The sequence below is a fragment of the Pirellulales bacterium genome (genome assembly GCA_019694455.1).
Classification (GTDB): Bacteria; Planctomycetota; Planctomycetia; order Pirellulales; family JAEUIK01; genus JAIBBY01.
The window spans coordinates 54909-76433 of sequence record JAIBBY010000014.1 but is presented as its reverse complement, the minus strand read 5'-3'; the positions used below and the strand labels follow the sequence as shown (position 1 = coordinate 76433).

The window sequence follows — 21525 nt, the reverse complement described above, 5'->3', positions numbered from 1 at the left end:
TATTGTGTGATTGGCAGGCCGTGCCGGTGGACTAACCCTTGAGGGCCTCCACGCCGCCGAGCACATCGAGCAGTTCGCTGGTGATCTGCGTTTGGCGAGCGCGGTTGTAGGTCATGCTGAGCATCTTGATCAGGCCATCGGCGTTCTCGGTCGCCGATTTCATGGCGATCATGCGGGCTACTTGCTCGCTGACCGCCGCATCGAGAAAGCACTTGAACAGCCGAACTTTGAAGCTGGTGGGGACCACTTCTTCCAAGATGCTGGCGGCCGAGGGCAAGAACTCGTACGGCACGTGTGAGGGAGTGGCCTCGGCCTTTTCCGCTCCGCCATCGAGCGAACCGAGCGGCAGCAGGGTTTCGACCACGGCGACTTGTCGCGACACGCTGATGAACCGTGTGTAGGCGACGTCGAGCCGGTCGATTTCGCCGGTGATGTACTGCTCCAGATAGCAACTGGCCAGCAGGTCGACTTCGTCGAACGAGGGCTTGTCTTCAAAATGGGTGAAGCTGGTGTCGACCGCGAGGTTACGAAACTTGAACGCCGTCAGGCCGCGCTTGCCCGACACCGAGACGGTGACGCGTGGCACGGCGGCCTTGAGCTCCTGCAAGCGGGGGAGCGACTGGCGGAGGACATTGGAGTTGTAACCGCCGCAGAGGCCGCGGTTGCCGGTAAGCACCAGCAGAGCGGCGTGCTTGGTTTCTGCGCGCTCTTCGAGCAGCGGATGGCTGACCTCGAGGCCGGCGTGGGCCAGATCGGCCACCAACTGGGTGATGCGGCGTGTATAGCTGGTGGCCGCGGCGGCGCGGTCCATCGCTTTTTTGAAGCGCGCGGTCGCGATCAGCTCCATGGTCCGCGTGATCTTGCGGATGTTGCGGATCGACTTGCGACGTTTATCGAGTGCTCGGGCCTTGGCCATGAGTCGTTGCTTCCCGTGAAACTAGGCGACCTTGGCCGCTTCGCGCTGTTTGAGATGCTCGGCGGCGAAGCGCTTTTGGAAGTCGGCGATCGCCTGCTCCACTTCGCGCTCGGTTTCGTCGTCGATCTTCTTGGTGTCGCTGATCTTTTGGACGAGCGACGAGCGCTCCTCGCGAACGAACTGCAAGAAGCCCTTTTCCCAGGTATGCACCAGTTGCGTGGGGATCTTGTCGAGATGGCCGCGCGTGCCGGCGTAGATGCTAAGCACCTGGTCGGTGACGTTCATCGGCTGGTACTGGCCCTGCTTGAGCAGTTCGACCATGCGATAACCGCGGTCGAGCCGCGATTGCGTGGCGGCGTCGAGATCGGTGCCGAGTTGGGCAAACGCCTCCAACTCGCGGAAGGCGGCCAGATCGAGCCGCAAACCGCCGGCCACCTTCTTCATGGCCGGAATTTGTGCCGAACTACCCACCCGCGACACCGAGATGCCGACGTTCATGGCCGGACGCTGACCGGAGAAGAACAGGTCGGGCTGCAGATAGATCTGGCCGTCGGTGATCGAGATGACGTTGGTGGGAATGTAGGCGGAGACTTCGCCTTCGAGCGTTTCGACGACGGGCAACGAGGTGAGCGAACCGCCCCCCAGTTCCGCACTGAGCTTGGCCGAACGCTCCAGCAGGCGGCTATGGAGATAGAACACGTCGCCGGGGAACGCCTCGCGACCTGGCGGCCGCCGCATGAGCAGGGCCATCTGGCGATAGCCGGCGGCCTGCTTGGAGAGATCGTCGTAGACAATCAAGGCGTGGCCGCCGTTGTACATGAAGTGTTCGGCCATGGCGGTGCCGGCATACGGGGCGATGAATTGCAGCGGCGCCGGATCGCTGGCGCCGGCCACGATCACCGTGGTGTAGTCCATGGCGCCGTGTTTGCGCAAGGCCTCGATCACACCGGCGACGGTCGATTCTTTCTGGCCGATGGCGACGTAAAAACACTTCACGCCGGAGTCGCGCTGATTGATGATGGCGTCGACGCCGATGGCGGTCTTGCCGGTCTTGCGGTCGCCGATCACCAGCTCGCGCTGGCCGCGGCCGATCGGGGTCATGGCGTCGATAGCCTTGATGCCGGTTTGTAGCGGCTCGCGCACCGGTTGACGTTCGGCCACGCCGGGGGCGGGGCTCTCCACCGGGCGCGACTCGCTGGTGACGATGGGGCCCTTGCCGTCGAGCGGGTTGCCGAGCGGATCGACCACGCGGCCAATCACGGCGTCGCCCACCGGCACGCTAAGCAAGCGCCCGGTGCTGCGGACCTCGTCTCCCTCGGTGATGCCGAGGAAATCGCCGAGAATGATCACGCCGACCGAGTTTTCTTCAAGGTTGAAGGCCAGCCCGTAGACGCCATTGGCGAACTGCACCATTTCGCCGGCCATGACGCCGGAGAGGCCGTAGACGCGCGCAATGCCGTCGCCCGCCTCGATCACGCGTCCGACTTCACGGACGTCGATCTGCGATTGAAAGTTTTCAATTTCCTGCTGGATAACTGAAGCGATCTCGTCGGCTTTGAATTTCATGGACGCTCCTGCTGATAATCTGCCCGCTGAGACGTTGTAGCTGGGTGGCGACGGAGTTGTCGTAAACCGTGTCGCCCACGCGCAAGACAACGCCGCCGATCACATGGGGATCGACGCGGGGAACCAGGACCGGCTCGCGACTGAGCATGTCGCGAATCCGATCGTTGAGTTGTTGAGACGATTGGGAATCGAGCGGCGTGGCGGTGACGACTTCGACCCGCACGCGGCCGCGTAGCTCGTTGAACAGGTCATGGGCGGCGCGGTGCACGTCGCGAATGGCGTTGAGACGGCCACGACGCGCGAGCACCTTGAGAAAATTCACGGTCAATGGCGCCAAGCGAGCGCCGAGCACGCGATCGATGATGCGCTCTTTTTCGTCGATCGAGATGACGCCGGAGTTGAGCAACGCCTCGAACTGAGGATGCGGATCGAGCGCTTGGGAGACGACCGCGTCCAAGTCGGCGATGAGGGCGTCGGTTTGGCCGGCGCTTTCACTGGCGCCCAAGAGCGCCTTGGCGTAGATCGCCCCGAGCTGTTGGCGCGCGGGATCGACGTTGGCGGTGGGCTTGGGCGACGACTCTTGGTTCGACATGCGGTTGACTCCTAGCCGCGACCTGCGCTGCCGGCGGGAAACCGCTCCAGCGACTCTTGGATAAGCCGCTGGTGGCGACCCGCGTCGAGCTCGTCGCGCACGATTTTGCCCGCCAAATCAACGGCCATGCGGCCGCTCGACTCGGCCAGTTCCTTGAGCGCGGCGCCCTTGGCGGTTTCGATGTCGCGGACAGCGCGATCTTTGATGTCGGTGGCGTCGGCAGTGGCCTTGTTGAGCATCTCCTGGCTGGCCTGCGTGGCGTCGCGGCGGGCCTGATCGAGCATCGCCTTCACTTCGTCCTGGGCGCCAGTCAACCGCTTGTCGTACATCGCCAGCAGGTTTTTGGCCTCCTGGTGCGTGCGATTGGCGGCCTCGATCTGCTCGGCAATCGTCTGCTCGCGCCGGTCGAGCCCCTCGGCGATCGGCTTCCAGGCGAACTTGCCGAGAATGAACACCAACAGCAGAAAGACGACCGCCGTGTAAACCGCCAGATCGACATCGGTGGTCAACGGGTTGGTGTCGCCATGTTCGCCGCCATGCTCGGCCTCGCCGTGGCCAGCCTCGGCATGCGCGGCGTCATGCGTCGCCGCCGGGGTGGGATGTTCGGCGGCTTCTTGTCCAACGGCCAAACTTGCCGAAAAGCACCAGGCGGCCAGGGCGCACCAGGCGACGACGAGCGATGAACGAAGCACCTGCGATCTCATAAGTCAGGCTCTTTCCTGCGCGTGCGGACCCGAGCGCCCCTGGGCCAACCGCTGGCCACAAGGGCGCGCTTGCCAAACCAAGTCGCTTAGCCCTGCATGCAAACGATCAGCGCGAAGAACGTGGCGCCCTCGATCAGGGCCGCCGCGATCAACATGGCCGTTTGGATGTTGCCGGCCACCTCGGGCTGACGGGCCATGCTCTCCACCGCGTTGCCGCCGATGCGGGCAATGCCCAGGCCGGCGCCAATGATGATCAGGCCCGCGCCAAACGCGCCGCTGAAGCTGATGAGCGGCTGAGCGGCCGCGGCAGCCTCTTGAGCCATGGCTGGCGAGGCCATGAGCAACATCACCACGCACAGAGCGGCAATTTTGAAGAACTTGTTCACTAGAGTCGTCTCCTCTTACGGGTTGCCAGAACGATGGATTCAGAAAAACCAAATGTGTAAACGGTCATCAGTGCGGGTGAACCGCCATGCCGATGAACAACGCGGACAAAAACGTGAAGATGTACGCCTGAATGAACGCCACCATCAGCTCGAGCATGTTGAGCGCCACCGCGCCCAACACGCTGGCGGGCATAACGCCATACCAGGCCATGCTGCTGGCGCTGACGGCGATGAAGCCGAGGATGACGGAGAGCACCAGGTGACCGGCGAACATATTGGCGAGCAAGCGGACAGCCAACACGAAATGCTTGACGAGCAACCCAAACAACTCGATCCCAAAAATGAAGGGAATGACGAAGATGGCGATCGGCTTGGGCAGGTCCATGTGCGGCACCAGCCCCTTGAAGAAACCGACGGCGCCCATTTTTTTCATGCCCGCGCCCACTACGACGGTAAAGGTGCAGAGCGCCAAAGCGGCGGTGACGCCCATGGCGCCGGTGGGGGTGCCGCTCCAGGGGAGCATGCCAATCAAGTTGCAGGACAAGACAAAGAAGAAGACGGTCCAGAGGTACGGCAGGAACTTGTCGCCGTCGTGGCTGCCGATCGCGGGTCGGGCAATGCCATCGCGAATAAAGACCAGGAAGGCTTCGAACAGATTCCAGATGCGACCCTTGGGGGCGCCCGCCGTGACGACGCGCTGCGCGACCCAGATGAACACAATCGCCATCACGACGGCGATGACTGTTTCGAGCACCATGAACTTGGTGATTTTGAGGTCGATCGGCTGAAACGGAGCTGGCAGTTCGATCGACATCTTGCCGGCAAAGGGCTGTGGAATGTGCCACTTGCCGCCGAGGCTCATCGGCAACTCGAAGTAGGTCGAGTCTTGAACGTGCGAGATGTGATGTGCGACGTCAGATGCCATAACGGGTCACCCTATCACCGACGAGGAGCCAGCCGGGGCGCCGGCAGGCCTTGCAACTGAAGACCGACTTCGACGGCCAACGTGACCAGATAGAACACGATCAACTGATACCAGGCGCCAGCCGCGACAAGCCGATCGCCTTGCAAGTAAATCCAAAGCGCGCCGGCCAAGGGCGCGGTCATGCGAAAGAGCATCGCCAGCAGCATGCCGGCGAGCGCCTGATCGGGCCTGGCGCGCTGCGCCAGCCGGCTGGCGACCAGCGCCGCCTCGGCGCCGCCAAGGCAGAGCACTGCGGCGAGCGACGCGGCGAGCAGCCCCCACATGCCATACAGTGCAAAACCAATCGAGCCGGCGATGAGCAGCGTAAGAAGGGTAGCCACAGCGAGCAGCGCACAGCCGCCCGCCAACCCACGAGGGGCACTGGGCAACCACCCAACTGCACGCGCCGCGCTCACAATCGCTCTTTCGCCTTGCAAAGTCACGACCGCCGCCGATGACGATCGTCTGATTGACCCAACCGACCCGAGTTCGACAGCCGAACGAGATGCCACATTCCGAGCACCAGCCCAAGCACGGCGCCAATCGAAACCAACACCGGCCGCGTGCCCAACCAGGAATCGATCCCGAAACCAATGAGGGCCGGGACCGCCATCTCGAGGGCGACAGTGATGGCAACAGTTGCCCACTGGGCGGCAATCGCCAAGGGAGCACGATCATCGGGCGTGGGAACCACGTCGGCGGTCGGCCGGGAGCTTCTCGAACCGGTCGAGCGGGGGCTCCGCGGACTTAAAAGCGGGGGGAGTGCCTGGCGAACCGCCGAACAGGGCAATTTCCTGGTCGGCGACGCAGGGACCCGGGGGGTGAAACTGTGGGCCATAACTGTCGTAACGAGGGCACTTTACTCAGGCCGAATAGAGGGTGTCAATGAGTCGGCGGCAAAATTCGTGTTTTTTTTCACAAAGTCGGAAATAGGCTCGCAACATAAATCTGATTAACGAGTTGCGAAATGAGCTTGATGGCAGCACACGCCCAAATTGGATCGCGCGACAGGCCTTGAGATGACCCGCCAGAGGACACAGCTAGCGGGCCTGGTTTGGCCGGCGTCGATTCGCCTGCCTGGGGACTTATCCAGCCTTAACGGTCATAACGATTTACGGCGATCAAAAAGCGTGCCGTTTGGCAGCGAACCATCTCGCGGATTGTTGCGTTTTAATACTCAGACGGTTAAGATCGGGACTGCGTTGATGGGCCCTCGCTTCGGGGGGATGGTGACTCAATCACCAACCTGGGCCTGCAAGCAACGACTGGTTTGAATCCGCTTCGTGGGGCCCAACCGCTCATTCGATAGATCGCGTCAGAGCGGCAGCAGGGAAGCTCGTCGCCGTGGGACAGGTTGTCCACCGACCCGCCTCTTCGCACCCTGCACAGAGATACCCTCTCTATGACCGCAGCAACCCTTAAAGCTCTTACTCTCAAAGACTTGGCTCAAATCGCAAAGCGCAAAGGCGTACGCGGTTGGCAAACGATGCGCAAGGAGCAGCTTGTCAAAGCGCTAGCGCCCAAGGCAGCAGCCAAGTCGACGCCGGTCAACGGGAAGAAGCGCCCCGCCACCAGCCGCAGCCAGACGAGCAGCGCGACGGCGGTGAATCGCACCAAGACCAATAAGAAGTCCGTAGTCAGCTCCAAGTCCGCTCCCCGCCCCAAGCCCAAGTCGCCGGCGGTGGCCCGCCGGATTGGCCAGGCCAAGACAGAACAGCGCCGTCTGAAGAACCTGGCGTTCCGCACGCCGGCGGGCAAGCCGGAGGGGTACGCCCGCGACCGGTTGGTGGTGATGGTCCGCGATCCGTACTGGCTGCATGCCTATTGGGAGATCACCCGCCACGGGGTGGTTCGCGCGGAGGCGGCATTGGCCCAGGAGTGGCACGCCTCTCGGGCAGTGCTGCGACTGTTGGACGTTTCGAGCAATAGCACGACCTCGGCCGCCGAGCGGGTGATCCGCGACATCGACATTCATGGCGGCGTGAACAATTGGTACATCGATCTCAACGACTCGCCGCGCACCTATCGCGTTGATATTGGCTATCTGGCGCCGAGCGGCAAGTTCTACACGTTGGCCCGCAGCAATGTGGTGTCAACTCCGAAAGCGGCCGCCTCGTCGGAACTGGACGAAAACTGGTCGGACGTGGCGGAGAACTTCGACAAGATCTTTGCCATGAGCGGCGGCTATTCGCCGGAGATCAACAGTTCGGAACTGCAAGAGTTGTTCGAAGAGCGCTTGCGTCGGCCGATGGGCTCGCCGGTGATGACGCGCTATGGCGCAGGCGGCGAGCGGATGATCGCCACGCCGCGCAAGAAAGAGTTTCAGTTTGAAGTCGACGCCGAGATGATCGTGTACGGTCGCACCGAATCGAACGCGCATGTCATGTTGCAAGGCGAACCGGTGCAATTGCGGCCCGACGGCACCTTTACGGTGCGGGTGTCGATGCCGAACTGCCGGCAGGTGATTCCGGCCGTGGCCTCCAGCGCCGACGGCGTGGAACAGCGCACGGTGGTGCTGGCGGTGGAGCGGAACACCAAGACGATGGAACCGGTCACTCGCGACACGACCGACTGAGCGCATTTTTAGCGCGTTTCTCGCCGGCGCGCGCCTTTGGCGCGGGATTGTCCCACTTTGGCGTCGGCTCTAAACTTGCATTGCTGGCTGGCAGGCGAAGCGGGGCCCGCCATTGTGTCGGCAAGTCGCATCATCACTTGGGTTTGCGCCGGATCGAACTGTCGAGCTGGCGGGCCCTCCCATGACAGGTTGGGTGGCACGTGTCGAAGGATATTTCTAGCATCGTCGATGGCTGGGAATACGAGCCGGATGGTTTCTCCGTGCGGTTGGTGCCGGGGGACGATGGCCGCGAGAAGCTGCAACTGCGTCTCGATCTGGGGCTGTTGCAAATGGAGGTCGATGGGCGGCCCGATGGCGTGCGGCCCGAGGGGTGCGAATCGTGGCTTGACCATTACGTGGGAGAGCAGCGCAAGCACGATCAAGGCAACCCTGACGGTATGCCCTATCGGTTGGACGCGGCCAGCCTGGGCCGGTTGATGCGCGAAGGGGTGCAGTATTACCACCGCTATCTCAGCTTTTGGCACCTGGGTCGCTACGAGCTTTGCGCGCGCGACACGGCGCGCAACCTGAAGCTCTTTTCGTTTGTGCGCGATCACGCCGAGAACGAGCGCGACAAGTTGCAATTCGATCAGTGGCGCCCCTACGTCACCATGATGCACGCCCGCGCGGTGGCGACGCCGCTGGTGGAACTGCGCGACTACGACACGGCGCTACAGGTGATCGATTCGGCGGTGGCGGCCATCTGGCAGTTTTTGGACGACTACAACCAGCGCGAGCGGTCGGACGAGTGCAACGAGTTGGCGCAGATGCAGCGCTGGCGCGATCAGGTGGTGGCAAAGCAGAACAGTCATAGCAAGCGCCGGCCGTACGACCCGATCGTCCAACTGCGCGACAAGCTGACTTTGGCCGTGGCCGAGGAGCGATTTGAAGAGGCGGCCCAACTGCGCGACGAGATCCATCGGATGCAAGAGTCGCGCTCGCCCCGACAGGGTGAGCAGTTGTAGGGCCCCATTCGATGGTCGGACGCCGTCATGGACGGTGTCTCGGGCGAATGGATTACGCCGTGCGTAGCAATAGTAGCGATTGGCGGGGCGCTGCAATGGTCGCCCTGTCGAGTCTGTGCTACGTTTGCACGGCAAACCCAAGTCCTGTCAGCCTTTCCGCATGAAGCCACTGAGGAATAAATTCGCTCGCCGACCGTTTCAGGTCGAGCGCGACGACAACGGCGTGCCGCACGTGCGGGCGCATAGTTGGCGCGACGCGCTATATGGCTTGGGCTATCTGCATGCCATCGACCGCCCCACGCAAATGCTGTTTGCCCGCGCCGTGGCGAGCGGCCGCTCGGCCGAGTTGATCGCCGACAAGCCAGAACTGGTCGAGACCGATCGCTTCTTCCGGCGGGTGGGGCTGTATCTCAATCTGAATCGCGAAGTCGATGACCTAGACGATCACCACTTTGGCGATCTTACATCGTACTGCGAAGGGGTGAACGATGGCATGAAGCAGGCCGGTCGTTCGCTGCCGATGTGGGCGACCGGCTTTCAGGTGCAGCCATGGAATCAGCACGCGGTGGTGTTGATTGGCAACCTGCTGAACTTTGGCGGCCTGGCGGTGGGCCAGCAGCAGAACGAACGCTTGCTGTTGGAACTGATCCAGGCCGGCGTCGACGACGCCTTGATGCGGGAGTTGTTCGAGCCGGCGCTGGACCGCGCCGACTTTGACCTGCTGCGGCAGATCAAGATCTCCAACCGCATCTCCGATCCGGCGATGGAGCTGATTACCGATTTGCCGCGACTGGCGGGGAGCAACGCCTGGGCGGTGGCGCCACGGCGCAGTGCCAGCGGCGGCACGCTATTGGCTTCTGATCCGCATTTGGAAATCAATCGACTGCCCGCCATCTGGTACGAGGCGGTGCTGGCGTGGGACGACCGCTATGTGATGGGCGCCACGCTGCCAGGCTGCCCGATGTTCGGCATTGGGCGCACCCCCGAGATCGCCTGGGGTGTGACGTACCTCAAGGGGGACACGAGCGACTCGTTTATCGAGGACGTTAGACAAGGCGAAACCGGCTGGCAGTATCGCCGAAGGGAGCAATGGCGCGATCTGGATGTGCGCGTCGAAACGATCGAATCCAAAGGTGGCGCCGCGGAGACGATGCATATCTATTCGACACCCCAAGGTACGCTCGATAGCGACCCAGAGGCGGGGGGCGCGGGCTACTATCTGGCGACTTCCTGGACCGGCGATCATGGCGGCGTTCGGCAATCGATGACCACCTGGCTCGATCTGCCGCAGTGCCGCTCGGCCATCGACGGCTTGGACCTGGTGCGCGAATGCCCACAGCCCACGCTCACTTGGGTGGTGGCCGATCGCGAAGGACATATTGGCTATCAGGCGAGCGGTTGGTTTCCGAAGCGTGGCAACGGGCATAGTGGGCTATTGCCGATCCCCGCCTGGGACGAAGCGAACCATTGGCAAGGCTGGCTGGATAGTTCTCAGTTGCCGCGAGTCTACGATCCGCCGTGCGGCTACGTGGCGACCGCGAACGAGAACATCAATCCGGAGAATGGGCCAGAGCTTGTCACCCAGCCGGTGCCGAACTATCGCAAGCGGCGGATCGACGAGCGCCTGGCGGAGTTGCCTCACGCCACGATGGCCGACATGCAGGCGATGCAGTACGACGTGGTGAGCACGCAGGCGCGCGACGTGCTCCAGGTCTTTCTGCCGCACCTGACCGATGGGCAACTGCGCGATCGCCTGGCGAACTGGGACGGCAATTACAGCGTGGACAGCCACGAGGCCACGTTGTTCTCGCGGCTGTATCGCAATGTGCTGCTCGAGATCTTTGGCCAGCCCGAAGGGGGCATCGGCTGGCGGCGGATGCTGTTTCTTTGTTCGCGATCCGGCTTTTCACTGATGGTCGTGACGTCGATCGACAAGTTGCTGCAAAAGGAGCAGTCGCTGTGGTGGAAGGGGCGCGACAAGGGAGAGCTAATCCGCATCGCGGCGCTCAAGCTCACGCCTGAAGACGACCATCCCTGGTCGAAGACCAACTCGTTTCGCTTCACCAGCCGCTTCTTTGAAGGGCAACTGGTGGGGCGGGCGCTCGGCTTTGAGACGGGCGAATTGCCGATGCCGGGCTGTCACGCGACTCCCTTTCAGGGGCACCTGCTACGGGTGGCGACGCGCGAGGCGACGTTCGCGCCGTCGTATCACTTCACCACCGATCTATCGACCAACGAGGCCTGGACCAACCTGCCGGGGGGGCCGAGCGAGGGGCGCTTCAGCGGTTGGTACAAGAACGAAATCCCCCGCTGGTGCGCTGGGGTCTACAAGCGGCTGTCGCCCGACGGCGCCCCGCAAAGCCCGAGTTAATCGGCGCTCGGGGCCGGTTTTGCGCCTTGTGTCGCCTGCGTCGCGCGGCGCGAACTATGGGACGCTTGAATTTGCCGGCACAACCACAGTGGCAAGCTAGACTTGCATTGCCCCCCGCCGAGCGCCCCCACGCGAGCCGCTGGCGATCACTCCCCACCCCAGCGCAGATTGCCATGTCGGTCGCCACTTCGACACTAGATCGCCTCGTGCAGCAGAGCGGCGAGCTGTATAGCCTGCCCGCCGTGGCGGTGGAGGTGTTGCAGCTTGCCAGCGATCCGCAGACCAGCGCGCGGCAGTTGAAGGATTGCATCGAGCGCGACCCGGCGCTGACGACCAAGATACTGCGGGTGGTGAACAGCTCGCTGTTTGGCTTGAGCAAGCAAGTACACGACTTGAATCAAGCGCTGGCCCTCTTGGGACTGAAACCGCTCAAGTTGCTGGTGCTGGGGTTCAGTCTGCCCGACGCGCTCTTCTCGGAGGTGGCGGGCGATGTATTGACGCGCTACTGGCAACGGACGCTGGTCAAGGCGGTGGCGGCGCGCGAGATTTGCGAGCGCTCGGGGGCGAAACACAGCGACGAGGCGTTCATCGCCGGTTTGCTGCAAGACCTGGGACTCTTGGCGCTGGTGCAGCAGGTGGGGCCGGCGTACGTGCAGTTTTTGGATCGCGTGTGGCAGGAGCAGGGAAATCTGCGGCAGTTCGAGCGGCTGGCGCTCGGCTTCGATCACATCCAGCTCTCGGCACGTTTGCTGGAGCATTGGCGATTGCCGACTTCGCTGGTGGAGGCGGTGGAGGGACGCGATGGCGCGCTCGGCGAGTCGACGCCATTGTCGCGGGTGCTCGACCTGGCCGAACTGGTCACCGCGCTATTGTGCGACGGCCGGACGCTAGCGCTGCCGGAATTGTTGAAGGAGCCGGCGAATCGCTCGCTGACCCGGTCGTGGCTCGACCAACTGATCGCGACGCTCGAAGAAAAAGTGAAACAACTGGCCGATGTGTTGTCGTTGGAATTGCCGCGCGGGCTGAACTACCGCGAGGTGCTCGATCGAGCGCGGCAACAAATGGCCAGCATGGCCAACGAAGTGGTGGCCGACCTGCTGCGCGAGCGCGCCGGCGCCCCACTCGATGCGCCGCAGTGGATCGACAACGACGCGCGGGCGCTGTCGGCGGCGCTGGAGGCGGCATTCGCCCAGCCGACGACCCAGCGCCGGCCGCAGCCGGTGGCGAGCGCGCCGATCGCGGCCGAGGACGACCAGTTGCTGCTCGCGGGGCTATGCGAGCAAGTGGCGGCATGCCGGCAGATGCGGACCGCGCTGAGCCTGCTGCTTGTCGAGGCGGATCGTTTCGCCGAGGTGATCTTTCGCGAAGGGTTGGAGAGCGCCACAGCGTGGATCGACTGGCTGCGCGGCGCCTGCGAGCGCATCGACCACGAAGGATTGGTGTGCCTGCAAACACGAGAGGCGCGGCTAGCCGTGATGCTGCCCGACTGCGATCGCGCTCAAGCGGCGCGGCTGGGCAACGAGTTATTGCGCGCGGTGCGCGCGACCGAAACGTCGTTGGGAGACGGCGAGGGGCCGGCGTTCACGGTGTCGATCGGCGCGGCCAGCGTGACCTTGCCTCCTAAGAATTTTCCCGCCGAAGATCTGGTGCACGCCGCCGATCGGTGCCTGTATGGCGCAAGAGCATCTGGCGGCGACGTGCTCAAGAGCATCGAGATTATTTAGATCGGCGCGCGCCAAGCCGCGACTGGCCGTCCCACGAGCGGCCAGTCGCGACGACGATGGCGCATGGCGCCGAGCGCGCGCGAATCGCTATTTCAGCAGCATCGCGACACGCTTTTCCAACTCGCGGCGAACCTTTTGGGCCGCCCGAGCCGCAGCATGGTTGATCTCCTCCTTGGACAAGGCCTGGTCCTTGTCGGTGTCGATCGCCACGAAGACGGCTTGCGCGCGGGCCTGCAATTCGGCGCCTTGCAGTTTCTTGTCGTTGTTGGTGTCGAGTCGCTGAATCACCGCGGTTAACACCACCTGGTCGGACTTCTTCGCTTGTCCGAGGACTTTGGCCACTTCGGTTCGCCCCGCTTTGCAATGCGCTTCGGCCCGCTTGTGCGCCTGGGCCATCACGAATCGCACGGCCTGCCGCGCCTCGCCGCGCGTGATCTCGCCGTTCTTATCGGCGTCGACCCGCGTCAGCGCCTGGTGGACGTGCTGCTCCACATCGGCGATCTTGACCGCTTTGTTTTTGTCGCGCGACTCGCTGACGGCGGTTTGCACTACCTTCTTCGCTTCGCGCCGGGCGCCACGAGCGGCGGCCTGTAGCTCCTCTCGACTCACCGAGCCGTTCTTGTCGGCGTCGATCTGCGCGGCCAGCGATTCGAGTTGCTTGGTCAACTCCTCCACTTCCAGGGAGCTGTTCTTGTTGGTGTCGACGCGTTCCAGAATGGCGGCCCAAATCGATTCCAGCCGAGCGTCTCGACGCTCGTCGGCGCTGGCGGAAGCGGCGGCCAGACAGAAAAGACCCATCGCCGCGGCGATGCAGAGCGTTCGGTTCATGTCGCGATCCTTTTGGGGAGGAAGAGGGGGTACTGCTAACCAATAGAACCCCCAAAGATCGCTTCAGGTTCCCAAATTTGGATAAAAATGTCTAAATTTATTTTTCGCAATATTTTGGCCCGTTTTCTCAGGCCAAGCGCAAGGGGGCGACTGATCCCTGGCGGTCAGGATTTATCCCCCTCCCGAATCCACGCCTCGTTAAATGCGGCGTGTTTCATGGTTTTTCCTTCGGGCTTCCCTTTTTCCTGCCGGAAGTAGCTGTAAACGGCGTGAATCGTGCCGTCGGCGCCTTGAATGATGGCCGGATAGTGGTAGGAGCCCGACTCGTGCTTTTCCAGGTGGCGCTTGATGGGCCAGGTCTTGCCTTCGTCCTCTGAGATGGCCAGCGCCAGACTATTGCGATGCTCGGTGGTGTCGTTGTAGATCAGCACCCAATGCCCGTTGGCCAAGCGTACCGCGTCGATGCCGGCGCCTGGGTTGGGCAAGTCGATCGTGCCGCAGGGCCCCCAGGTGATACCGTCGTCTTTCGATTCGCAAACGCGAATCTTCTCTAGCGGCCCATTCTCGCGCATGTAGGCGACCAGCGTGCCATCGTTGCGGCGCAGCACCGCGGGCTGAATGCCGCCGTAGCTCACCAAGGGTTCGCTGGCGTACCAGCTTTTTCCTTGATCGTCGCTGATGGCCATGAGCGACACCGAATAGGTGTCGGTATAGAGGGGCAGTAAGATTCGCCCGCTGGGGAGCACTGTCGGTTTGCAGCGCGGTTGCCAGCCGAGCCGATTGGAGAGCTTTTCCTTGAGCGTCTTGCGGACGAAGGCGACAAACTGTTTTTCGCGCGGGCCGGCATTGGGGTACTGCTTTTCCAGCGCGTCGAGGCCGGTGGTCATGCGCTCTTCAAAGTTCTGCGGCTTGAGCGGAATGATGTCTTGCCACTGCCATTTGGGAACGCCGTCGCCCTCGTAATCTTGCGACACCAGATACTTGGTCAGGCACGACTCCCAGGTGTTGGCCAGAATCACGGGCCAGAACAGCCAGAGGCGCTGCTGCGAGTCGATCATCATGGTGGTGTTGCAATCGGGAAAGCCGGGCGTGTCGACCATGAGAAATGCCTCGCTCCACTCGCCCGACCCTTTACGCTGGCGCGCGCCGTAGACAGCCACGTTGTCGGCGCTGCGCTCACCGGCGCCGCGATACCAGGAGACCAAGAGATCGCCATTGGGACACTCGACCACGCCGGGCGCGTGATTGTGCTCTTCGCTGAACGGAAACACGAACGACTCGCTGTAACGCGGTTCGTCCGCCACGGCGCTGACCAGAGAAAACGAGAGGGCGACCAGTCCAACCAAACAACTGACCCAATGACGCATGGTGTTACCTCGTGGCGCCGGCGACAACCGGCTGTTGCAGGGTGAGTTTCGATTCGGGAGCGGCTTCTAAAATAAACTCCTTGCCGAAGGCACGCGACGGCGTGGCGAAGCCTTTGGGGCCTAGCCCGGCGAGCAGCCTTTCGACCGCGGCCAGCGTGGTGAGCACGGTCAGCGGATAGCCGCCGGCGGTTTCTAATGTGGCGTCGATCCGGCGTCCATCGGCATGGATCGCCCGCGCCCAGAGGGACGAGCGGCTTTCACGCAGGCCTTGTTCGCTCGGCCCTTTGATCGAGCGCTCGACGCGTCCCTTCATGATCTTCTGCACGAAAGTGATGCCGGCGAGCGGCATCAGCCAGCGGGTGCGGCGCATCTGCTTGATCTGGCTCGGCGGCACGGCCGTGTAGACTTCGATGTTGGGAATGGCGGTCGAGTAGTAGGCGCTGGCGACGTCGCCCCAGGGAATGGTGACGCAGCGCTTGGGGCCGCTGGCAAAGGGAACTTCCATGTCCTTCCAGGCGGCAGGCACTTTGGTGATGCGGCCGGCGACGCGGGCACGCCCCCCCTTGGGCAGGCTTTCGATCATGGTCTTCATTGTGCCGGGACTCCAGCCGCCGCTGCCGGCAAAGGCCAATTGCAATTGGCTGGCGCCGGGAAGCGCCTCGGCGACGGTGGCGGCCAGGCAATCGCTGGGGACGACATCGAAGCCGAGCGCCGGGATCATCGCGATGCCGGCCTCGCGGGCGCGGCCGTCGCGCTCGGCGCCCGCCTCGATCACTTCGAGTTCGCCGGTGATATCGCAGTAGTGAGCGCAGGCTTTGAGGCAGGCGTCCATCATCGGCCGAGCAGTGGCGGAAAAGGGCCCCGCGCAGTGTGCGACCACCGCCATGTCTTTGATCTCGCGCGCGATCTGGTCGGGGCTTTGCAGATCGAAGACTCGGCTGGGGCAATCGAGTTCGCGTGCCAACCGTTCGACTTTGTCGCGTGAGCGTCCGGCCAGCACGGGATGCAGGCCGCGGCGGGCCGCCTCGCGGGCGGTTAGCTCGCCGGTGTAGCCGTTGGCGCCGTAGATCATCCAGTTCGAGTCGTTCATGATTGCGCTCCAGGGGTAGCCAATGATGTCGATAGTTTAGCAGTTTTGCGGCGGTTTCGCCGGTTGGCGCTTGGTCGTTGGTCGCCGCTCGGCGCGCGGCGGGCCAAGCGGATGCAGACCGCTAGTGAAAATCGCGCGACTGCGACGCCGCGACGCGCAGCCGCGCGCCGACGTCTTCCAGCTTCGAGACGAGCACGTGGACCACGTCGTGCTGGATTTGCAAACGTCCCTGGGCAACGAGCGCCACGGCCGTGCGGGCGACTCGGTGGTAGCGCTCCCACACCTGCATGCGGATAATCAGATTGGCGACGCCGGTCTCGTCTTCGAGCGTGACGAAGGTGATTCCCTTGGCCGTGCTGGGGCGCTGGCGGACCAGCACGATGCCGGCCACGCGCACCAGTCCGCCGTCTTTTCCAGCGCGCAGTTGGGCCGCCGGCGTGACGCGCAGTTGCTCCATCTCCCCGCGAAGAAACGACATGGGATGCGCCTTGAGCGAGAGCCCCAACAGGCGAAAATCGGCGGCGACTTCCTCCTGGTCGCTCATGGCCGGCAATTCGGCCAGCGGTTCGTCGTCTTCCAGATCGGCGAGCAAGGGTTGCGATTTGGTTTCGTGCGACAGCGATTGCCAGAGCGACTGCCGCCGCGTGAGCGCGAGCGACCCAAAGGCGTCGGAGCGGGCCAGCAAGGCGATGGTCGCAGGCTTAAGCCCCGTGCGGCGGACCAGATCGTCGAGCGAGCGAAAGGGACGCCGCCCCTTTTCGACGCGCGCGGCATGCGCCGCGGAAAGGCCGCTGACCAGGCGCAGACCAAGCCGCACCGCGCCCCCTTCGAGGACGCAATCCCAGTGGCTGTAATTCACATCGACGGGCAGCACCTCCACGTCATGCTCGCGCGCGTCGCGCACCAGTTGCGACGGGGCATAAAAACCCATCGGCTGGCTATTGACGAGCGCCGCGCAGAACTCGGCCGGGTAATAGCGCTTGAGCCAGGCCGACACGTACACCAACCGCGCGAAGCTCGCGGCATGCGACTCGGGAAAGCCATACTCGCCAAATCCTTGAATCTGCTGAAAGAGGCGAATGGCGAACTCCTCCGACAGTCCATTGGCCAACATGCCGTCGATCAGCTTTTTGCGAAACTCGCCGATCAGACCCGGCCGCCGCCAGGCCGCCATCGCGCGGCGGAGTTGATCGGCCTCTCCAGGGGTGAAGCCCGCCGCGACGACCGCCAAGCGCATGGCCTGCTCTTGAAAGAGGGGGACACCAAGGGTTTTTTCCAGTACCTGGCGCACCGCCTCGTTGGGATAAGTCACCTTTTCCTGCTGGGTCCGCCGGCGCAAGTAAGGATGGACCATGTTGCCTTGAATGGGGCCGGGGCGAACAATCGCCACCTCGACCACCAGATCGTAGTAGCAGCGCGGCTTGAGACGCGGCAGCATGCTCATCTGCGCGCGGCTCTCGATCTGAAACACGCCAATCGTGTCGGCCCGGCAGATCATGTCGTAAACCTGCTGATCCCCTTCGGGCACATCGGCCAACGTCAGGCGACGATCGTGGCGCTCACGGATCAGATCAAAGCACTTGCGAATGGCGGTCAGCATGCCGAGCGACAGGCAATCGACCTTGAGGATGCCGAGCTCATCGAGGTCGTCCTTGTTCCACTCGATGACAGTGCGACCTGGCATGGCGGCGTTTTCGATGGGGACCAGTTCGCAAAGCGGCGCGCGGGTGATGACCATGCCCCCTACGTGCTGCGAGAGATGCCGCGGAAAGCCCAGCAACTCCCGCACCAGGGGAATGAGTCGCTGAACGACGGGCGATTGGGGATCGAGCCCCGCCTCGCGCACACGCTGGGCGATTTGCGCCGAGTCGCCATAGGGATCGACCAGCTTGGCCAAAGCGTCGACGCGATCGAGCGAAATGCCCAGCGCCTTGCCGACGTCGCGAATGGCCGACTTGGGCCGGTAGCAGATCACCTCGGCGGTCATGGCGGCGCGCTGGCGGCCATATTTTTCGTAGATGTACTGCAACACCTCCTCGCGGCGCTCGTGCTCGAAATCGACGTCGATATCGGGCGCCTCGTTGCGTTCCTTGCTGATGAACCGCTCGAACAGCACATCTAATTGCTCTGGCGCCACCGACGTGACGCCGAGGCAATAGCAAACGACGGAATTGGCCGCCGAGCCACGCCCCTGGCACAAGATGCCGCGCGAGCGCGCAAAGCGCACCAAGTCCCAGACCGTCAGAAAATAAGCCTCGTAGCGCAGCTCCTCGATCAACTGCAGTTCGTGCGCCAAGAGTCCGCGTACATGGTCGGAAACGCCATGCGGGTATCGCTCTTGGGCGCCGGCTTCGGTGAGCCGCCGCAAATACGCCAAGGGGGTTTCGCCCGGCGGCGAAAGCTCTTCGGGATACTCGTAGCGCAACTGATCGAGAGAAAAGTGGCAGCGTTGGGCGATCTCGACGGTGCGGGCGACCGTCTCCGGGCAAGCGGCGAAGGCGGCGAGTCGCTCGCGCGGCGACTGCAGATGCCGCTCGGCGTTGGCAAAGATCCGCTGGCCAGTCTGCGAGACGTCGCAGCCCCAGCGCACCGCCGTCAGCACATCGCAGAGCGCTTGCCTTTGAGGGACGTGATAATGCGCGTCGCCCGAGGCCGCCAAAGGCAAGCGGGCCTGCTGGGCCAAGAGGCGCATGCGCTGCAGTCGCGCGCCGTCGTCGGGACCGGCATGGAGTTCGGCCAAGGCATAGGCGCGATCTCCAAACAGCTCGCGAACGGCGCACAGCGACGGCAACGAAGTCCATTGTTCGCCGCCGTTCCAAGCCGCGGCCGCAGGCGAGATCGACTTGAGCTGGGCAGCAGACGGAGCGCCGCGCTGCCGCTGAACCAGGGGGACGCACGCCAACAGGTTTTCGGCATGCGCCACCAGATCGGCAAAGAGCAGATGACAATCCCCCTTTTCAGCGCGACGTTTTCCCAGGGTCAACAGGCGGCACAAATTGGCGTAGCCCGCGCGATCGATGGTCAACAGCACTACGGAGGGCGCGTCGACCAGGGCGACTTCGGCGCCGATCAACAACGGCAGCCCGACTTGCCTGGCGGCGGCATGCGCCCGCACCACGCCGGCCAACGTGTTGCGATCGGTGATCGCCAAAGCGGCGTAACCCAGTTCGGCGGCGCGGGCCACTAGCTCGTCGGGATGCGACGCCCCTTCTAAAAAGGAGAAATTCGATTTGCAGCGCAGCTCGGCATAGGCCCCAGAGCCGGCGCTGAGGCGGCGCCGGGAGGATCGATGGCTCGTTTGTTCCGGTGGGCGCAGCTCGGGCATCAATCGAACACTCCATGCAAAAACCATTGTCCGCCGCTACGGAACAGCCAGTAGCGGTCCCCCGCCTCGACCTCCACGCGGTAGTAGTCTCTGCGAATGCGCCGCCCGCGCCACCAACCGGTTTGAATCCGTTCTGGCCCCCAACTGCGGGCAACCCGCATCGACTGGCCGCGCCAGACAAACTGGCGCGGTGCCCCTTGCGGAGCGACCGCGATGGCCACCAGCGCGATCGGCCGCGGCTCCAAGAGAAGCGGACGCGAGAGATCAGCGACGGCTCGCTTTTCCGATGGTCCACGACGGCTCCGGGCGCCGGCGAGCGGCGCGTAGCGATAGGCGTACTCGGGTTGCGCGTCGGGAACGAGCGCCGCCTGGAGCACCGCTCCCTGGCCCAGGCGACTGCTCAGCCGATCGACAAACAAAGCCAGCTCGCGGCGGCGATCTTGCGGATCGTCGAACAGCGCCCGTTGCCGCGTCGCCAGCCGCGCGGCCGACAGCACCGATAAGCGCACGGCGACAAACGGCCCCGGCAGTTCGATTTGGTCCAGTCGCGTTTGAAACAGTTCCGACAGATGCCTGGCCGTGGCGCTGGGTTGGAAGAGCCCGACGACAAACTGCGCCTCGCCCGGCTGGCAAACGATCTGGCAAGCGAGTTGGATCGCTCCCATCTGACGCTCGGCCAGTCGCCGCGCGAGTTGTTCGACCAGCGCGGCGATGAGTTGCGCTAGCGCCTCGCGCTGCTGCAAGGGATGTTCTAACTGCCGTTCCACGACAACTTCTGGCGACGGCCGATGGGAGACAATCGTCTCGGGAACCCGTCCCAGCGCCTGATCGACGCGCAGTAGCAGCGCCGCTCCAAAGCGGCGCGCCAAGCTGGCGCGCGGCAACGCGAGCAATTGCCCCACACGCTGCACGCCAAGCTCTTGGAGCAGGGCCGTCTGACTCGGCGCGAGTCGCAGCGCGGCCACCGGCAAATCGACCAGGGCCGCCTCGCCGCCGCCAGACGGAACAACCGTGAACTCTCCCCCCGCATGCGCCAGCGCCCAGGCCGCGCCCACGGTGTCGGCCAAGGCAAGGCGAACGCGCAGCCGCTGCCGCGCCAGCGCGCGGGCCAACCGCTCGGCCAGCGCGGCCTCGTCGCCAAACAAGGGCCCAAGGCCGGTGACATCGAGCAACAAGCTGTCGGGCGGATCGGCGTTTTCCAGGCCGATGATGGGGCTGAACGGCTCGCACCAGTCGGCCAGTTCTTCCAAGGCGCGCCGATCGGCGGCCGGATCGTGCGCCACCCAGCAGAGACCGGCGACTTCGGCCACTGGCGTGCCCGGCAGCACGCCCGGCCGATTCGAGTCGACAACCTTGAGACCGCGCTGTTGCTGATAGATCGCGACGGCGCGGCGCTTAAGCTCCGGCCGGGCGCGCAGCAGGCGCTGCAGCGGCCAGCGCGGAAACCACAGGCAGAGAACGCGTCTCACGAAACGAACCCTCCTCGTCGATCTCGATCTCCACCGCTCGGCCCGACTCGGCGCCGCGGCAATACAACGTCTCCACCTGCCAGCGGCGATGGCCTGGCGCGGGGAGCGGCTGCGCGTGCAATCGCACATCGGCCCAACTGGGGCCGCGCGCGGCGCTGGCGGGGCGCACCAATAGCCCCAGCGCGCCCCCCGCTTCCGCCGCCAATTGCCAACGGCGAAATTCCCGACTGCCCAGCCGCGCGGGCCAACCGAGCACGGCCGCAATCGCCGAGCAGCGCAGCGCCTGATTCCAGGCCCAACTCGCATCGGTCAACGTGGCGGGGCAAACCACCACCAGTCGGCTGAGGTCGATGCCCAGGCCAGCGGCGGCCGGCGGAAAAAATCGGCGCTGCGGGTCGATGACCACCAAGGCCCCTGGGCCGGCGCGGCACGCCTGCCGCGCGGCGAAGAGGGCCAATGTCGTCGCGCCGCTTCCTAGCCATTCGATCAAGGTTCCCTGGCGAAATCCGCGCGCGGGCAACAGGGCGTCCAGCGCGGAGATGCCGCTGGAGATCGGCGCCGCTGCCGGCGATGGGGCCTCGATTTGCCGCAAGCGTTGACGGAGGAATTGCGTCTGTTCATCGCGCGATAGCACTGCTAGCACC

At 63.9% G+C, this 21525-nt stretch carries 18 protein-coding genes; 4 read left to right on the top strand and 14 right to left on the bottom strand.

Annotation, left to right across the window (positions count from 1 at the left end):
• Window positions 1-31: 31 nt before the first annotated feature.
• The 8 genes from atpG to K1X71_07880 all read right to left on the bottom strand — a co-directional run bounded on the left by atpG (window position 32) and on the right by K1X71_07880 (window position 5741).
• Entirely contained in the window at window positions 32-916 is an 885-nt protein-coding gene (atpG, locus tag K1X71_07915) for an ATP synthase F1 subunit gamma (protein ID MBX7073060.1), read from the bottom strand.
• A 21-nt stretch (window positions 917-937) separates the two neighbouring features.
• Entirely contained in the window at window positions 938-2482 is a 1545-nt protein-coding gene (atpA, locus tag K1X71_07910) for a F0F1 ATP synthase subunit alpha (protein MBX7073059.1), read from the bottom strand.
• On the bottom strand, window positions 2433-3074 hold the full coding sequence (gene atpH / locus K1X71_07905) for an ATP synthase F1 subunit delta (protein ID MBX7073058.1): 642 nt from the start codon (window positions 3072-3074) through the stop codon (window positions 2433-2435). Before atpH ends, atpA begins: the two co-directional genes overlap by 50 nt.
• Before the next feature lie 11 nt (window positions 3075-3085).
• The gene (gene atpF / locus K1X71_07900; protein ID MBX7073057.1) at window positions 3086-3778 is read right to left on the bottom strand and encodes a F0F1 ATP synthase subunit B; all 693 of its coding nucleotides are present in this window, start codon (window positions 3776-3778) and stop codon (window positions 3086-3088) included.
• A gap of 86 nt (window positions 3779-3864) precedes the next feature.
• Entirely contained in the window at window positions 3865-4101 is a 237-nt protein-coding gene (atpE, locus tag K1X71_07895) for an ATP synthase F0 subunit C (GenBank protein MBX7073056.1), read from the bottom strand.
• A gap of 130 nt (window positions 4102-4231) precedes the next feature.
• Window positions 4232-5089, bottom strand: a complete 858-nt coding sequence (gene atpB / locus K1X71_07890) for a F0F1 ATP synthase subunit A (protein MBX7073055.1) — start codon at window positions 5087-5089, stop codon at window positions 4232-4234.
• 14 nt (window positions 5090-5103) lie between these two features.
• Window positions 5104-5469, bottom strand: coding sequence for a hypothetical protein (locus tag K1X71_07885; GenBank protein MBX7073054.1), 366 nt, complete (start codon window positions 5467-5469; stop codon window positions 5104-5106).
• A gap of 98 nt (window positions 5470-5567) precedes the next feature.
• Complete coding sequence (locus tag K1X71_07880; protein MBX7073053.1) at window positions 5568-5741, bottom strand: AtpZ/AtpI family protein; 174 nt, start codon at window positions 5739-5741, stop codon at window positions 5568-5570.
• A 789-nt stretch (window positions 5742-6530) separates the two neighbouring features.
• On the opposite strand from K1X71_07880, the gene K1X71_07875 reads away from it, so the two are divergent.
• The 4 genes from K1X71_07875 to K1X71_07860 all read left to right on the top strand — a co-directional run bounded on the left by K1X71_07875 (window position 6531) and on the right by K1X71_07860 (window position 12802).
• On the top strand, window positions 6531-7703 hold the full coding sequence (locus K1X71_07875) for a DUF4912 domain-containing protein (GenBank protein ID MBX7073052.1): 1173 nt from the start codon (window positions 6531-6533) through the stop codon (window positions 7701-7703).
• Window positions 7704-7903: 200 nt separating this feature from the next.
• Entirely contained in the window at window positions 7904-8707 is an 804-nt protein-coding gene (locus tag K1X71_07870; protein MBX7073051.1) for a UvrB/UvrC motif-containing protein, read from the top strand.
• A 160-nt stretch (window positions 8708-8867) separates the two neighbouring features.
• Entirely contained in the window at window positions 8868-11078 is a 2211-nt protein-coding gene (locus K1X71_07865) for a penicillin acylase family protein (protein ID MBX7073050.1), read from the top strand.
• A gap of 173 nt (window positions 11079-11251) precedes the next feature.
• Window positions 11252-12802, top strand: a complete 1551-nt coding sequence (locus tag K1X71_07860) for an HDOD domain-containing protein (GenBank protein MBX7073049.1) — start codon at window positions 11252-11254, stop codon at window positions 12800-12802.
• Between the two features lie 87 nt (window positions 12803-12889).
• Here K1X71_07860 and K1X71_07855 read toward each other — a convergent pair whose 3' ends face one another.
• The 6 genes from K1X71_07855 to K1X71_07830 form a co-directional block, all read right to left on the bottom strand.
• The gene (locus K1X71_07855) at window positions 12890-13630 is read right to left on the bottom strand and encodes a hypothetical protein (protein MBX7073048.1); all 741 of its coding nucleotides are present in this window, start codon (window positions 13628-13630) and stop codon (window positions 12890-12892) included.
• A gap of 164 nt (window positions 13631-13794) precedes the next feature.
• Window positions 13795-14997 (bottom strand): exo-alpha-sialidase, encoded by a 1203-nt coding sequence (locus tag K1X71_07850; protein MBX7073047.1) that lies wholly within the window; start codon window positions 14995-14997, stop codon window positions 13795-13797.
• A gap of 4 nt (window positions 14998-15001) precedes the next feature.
• On the bottom strand, window positions 15002-16087 hold the full coding sequence (locus tag K1X71_07845) for a saccharopine dehydrogenase NADP-binding domain-containing protein (GenBank protein ID MBX7073046.1): 1086 nt from the start codon (window positions 16085-16087) through the stop codon (window positions 15002-15004).
• A gap of 121 nt (window positions 16088-16208) precedes the next feature.
• Window positions 16209-19412, bottom strand: coding sequence for an error-prone DNA polymerase (locus K1X71_07840; GenBank protein MBX7073045.1), 3204 nt, complete (start codon window positions 19410-19412; stop codon window positions 16209-16211).
• The gene (locus K1X71_07835) at window positions 19412-20881 is read right to left on the bottom strand and encodes a DNA polymerase Y family protein (GenBank protein MBX7073044.1); all 1470 of its coding nucleotides are present in this window, start codon (window positions 20879-20881) and stop codon (window positions 19412-19414) included. Before K1X71_07835 ends, K1X71_07840 begins: the two co-directional genes overlap by 1 nt.
• Window positions 20808-21515, bottom strand: a complete 708-nt coding sequence (locus K1X71_07830; GenBank protein ID MBX7073043.1) for a hypothetical protein — start codon at window positions 21513-21515, stop codon at window positions 20808-20810. The genes K1X71_07835 and K1X71_07830 overlap by 74 nt, the downstream gene beginning before the upstream one ends.
• Window positions 21516-21525 lie beyond the last annotated feature (10 nt).

Bases quoted from the DNA above. Each gene is read 5' to 3' on its own strand.
- atpB (MBX7073055.1), bottom strand. From the start codon at position 5,089: ATGGCATCTGACGTCGCACATCACATCTCGCACGTTCAAGACTCGACC.
- K1X71_07875 (MBX7073052.1), top strand. From the start codon at position 6,531: ATGACCGCAGCAACCCTTAAAGCTCTTACTCTCAAAGACTTGGCTCAA.
- K1X71_07880 (MBX7073053.1), bottom strand. From the start codon at position 5,741: ATGGCGGTCCCGGCCCTCATTGGTTTCGGGATCGATTCCTGGTTGGGC.
- K1X71_07840 (MBX7073045.1), bottom strand. From the start codon at position 19,412: ATGCCCGAGCTGCGCCCACCGGAACAAACGAGCCATCGATCCTCCCGG.
- atpH (MBX7073058.1), bottom strand. From the start codon at position 3,074: ATGTCGAACCAAGAGTCGTCGCCCAAGCCCACCGCCAACGTCGATCCC.
- atpE (MBX7073056.1), bottom strand. From the start codon at position 4,101: ATGGCTCAAGAGGCTGCCGCGGCCGCTCAGCCGCTCATCAGCTTCAGC.
- K1X71_07845 (MBX7073046.1), bottom strand. From the start codon at position 16,087: ATGAACGACTCGAACTGGATGATCTACGGCGCCAACGGCTACACCGGC.
- K1X71_07855 (MBX7073048.1), bottom strand. From the start codon at position 13,630: ATGAACCGAACGCTCTGCATCGCCGCGGCGATGGGTCTTTTCTGTCTG.
- atpF (MBX7073057.1), bottom strand. From the start codon at position 3,778: ATGAGATCGCAGGTGCTTCGTTCATCGCTCGTCGTCGCCTGGTGCGCC.
- atpA (MBX7073059.1), bottom strand. From the start codon at position 2,482: ATGAAATTCAAAGCCGACGAGATCGCTTCAGTTATCCAGCAGGAAATT.
- K1X71_07865 (MBX7073050.1), top strand. From the start codon at position 8,868: ATGAAGCCACTGAGGAATAAATTCGCTCGCCGACCGTTTCAGGTCGAG.
- K1X71_07860 (MBX7073049.1), top strand. From the start codon at position 11,252: ATGTCGGTCGCCACTTCGACACTAGATCGCCTCGTGCAGCAGAGCGGC.
- atpG (MBX7073060.1), bottom strand. From the start codon at position 916: ATGGCCAAGGCCCGAGCACTCGATAAACGTCGCAAGTCGATCCGCAAC.
- K1X71_07850 (MBX7073047.1), bottom strand. From the start codon at position 14,997: ATGCGTCATTGGGTCAGTTGTTTGGTTGGACTGGTCGCCCTCTCGTTT.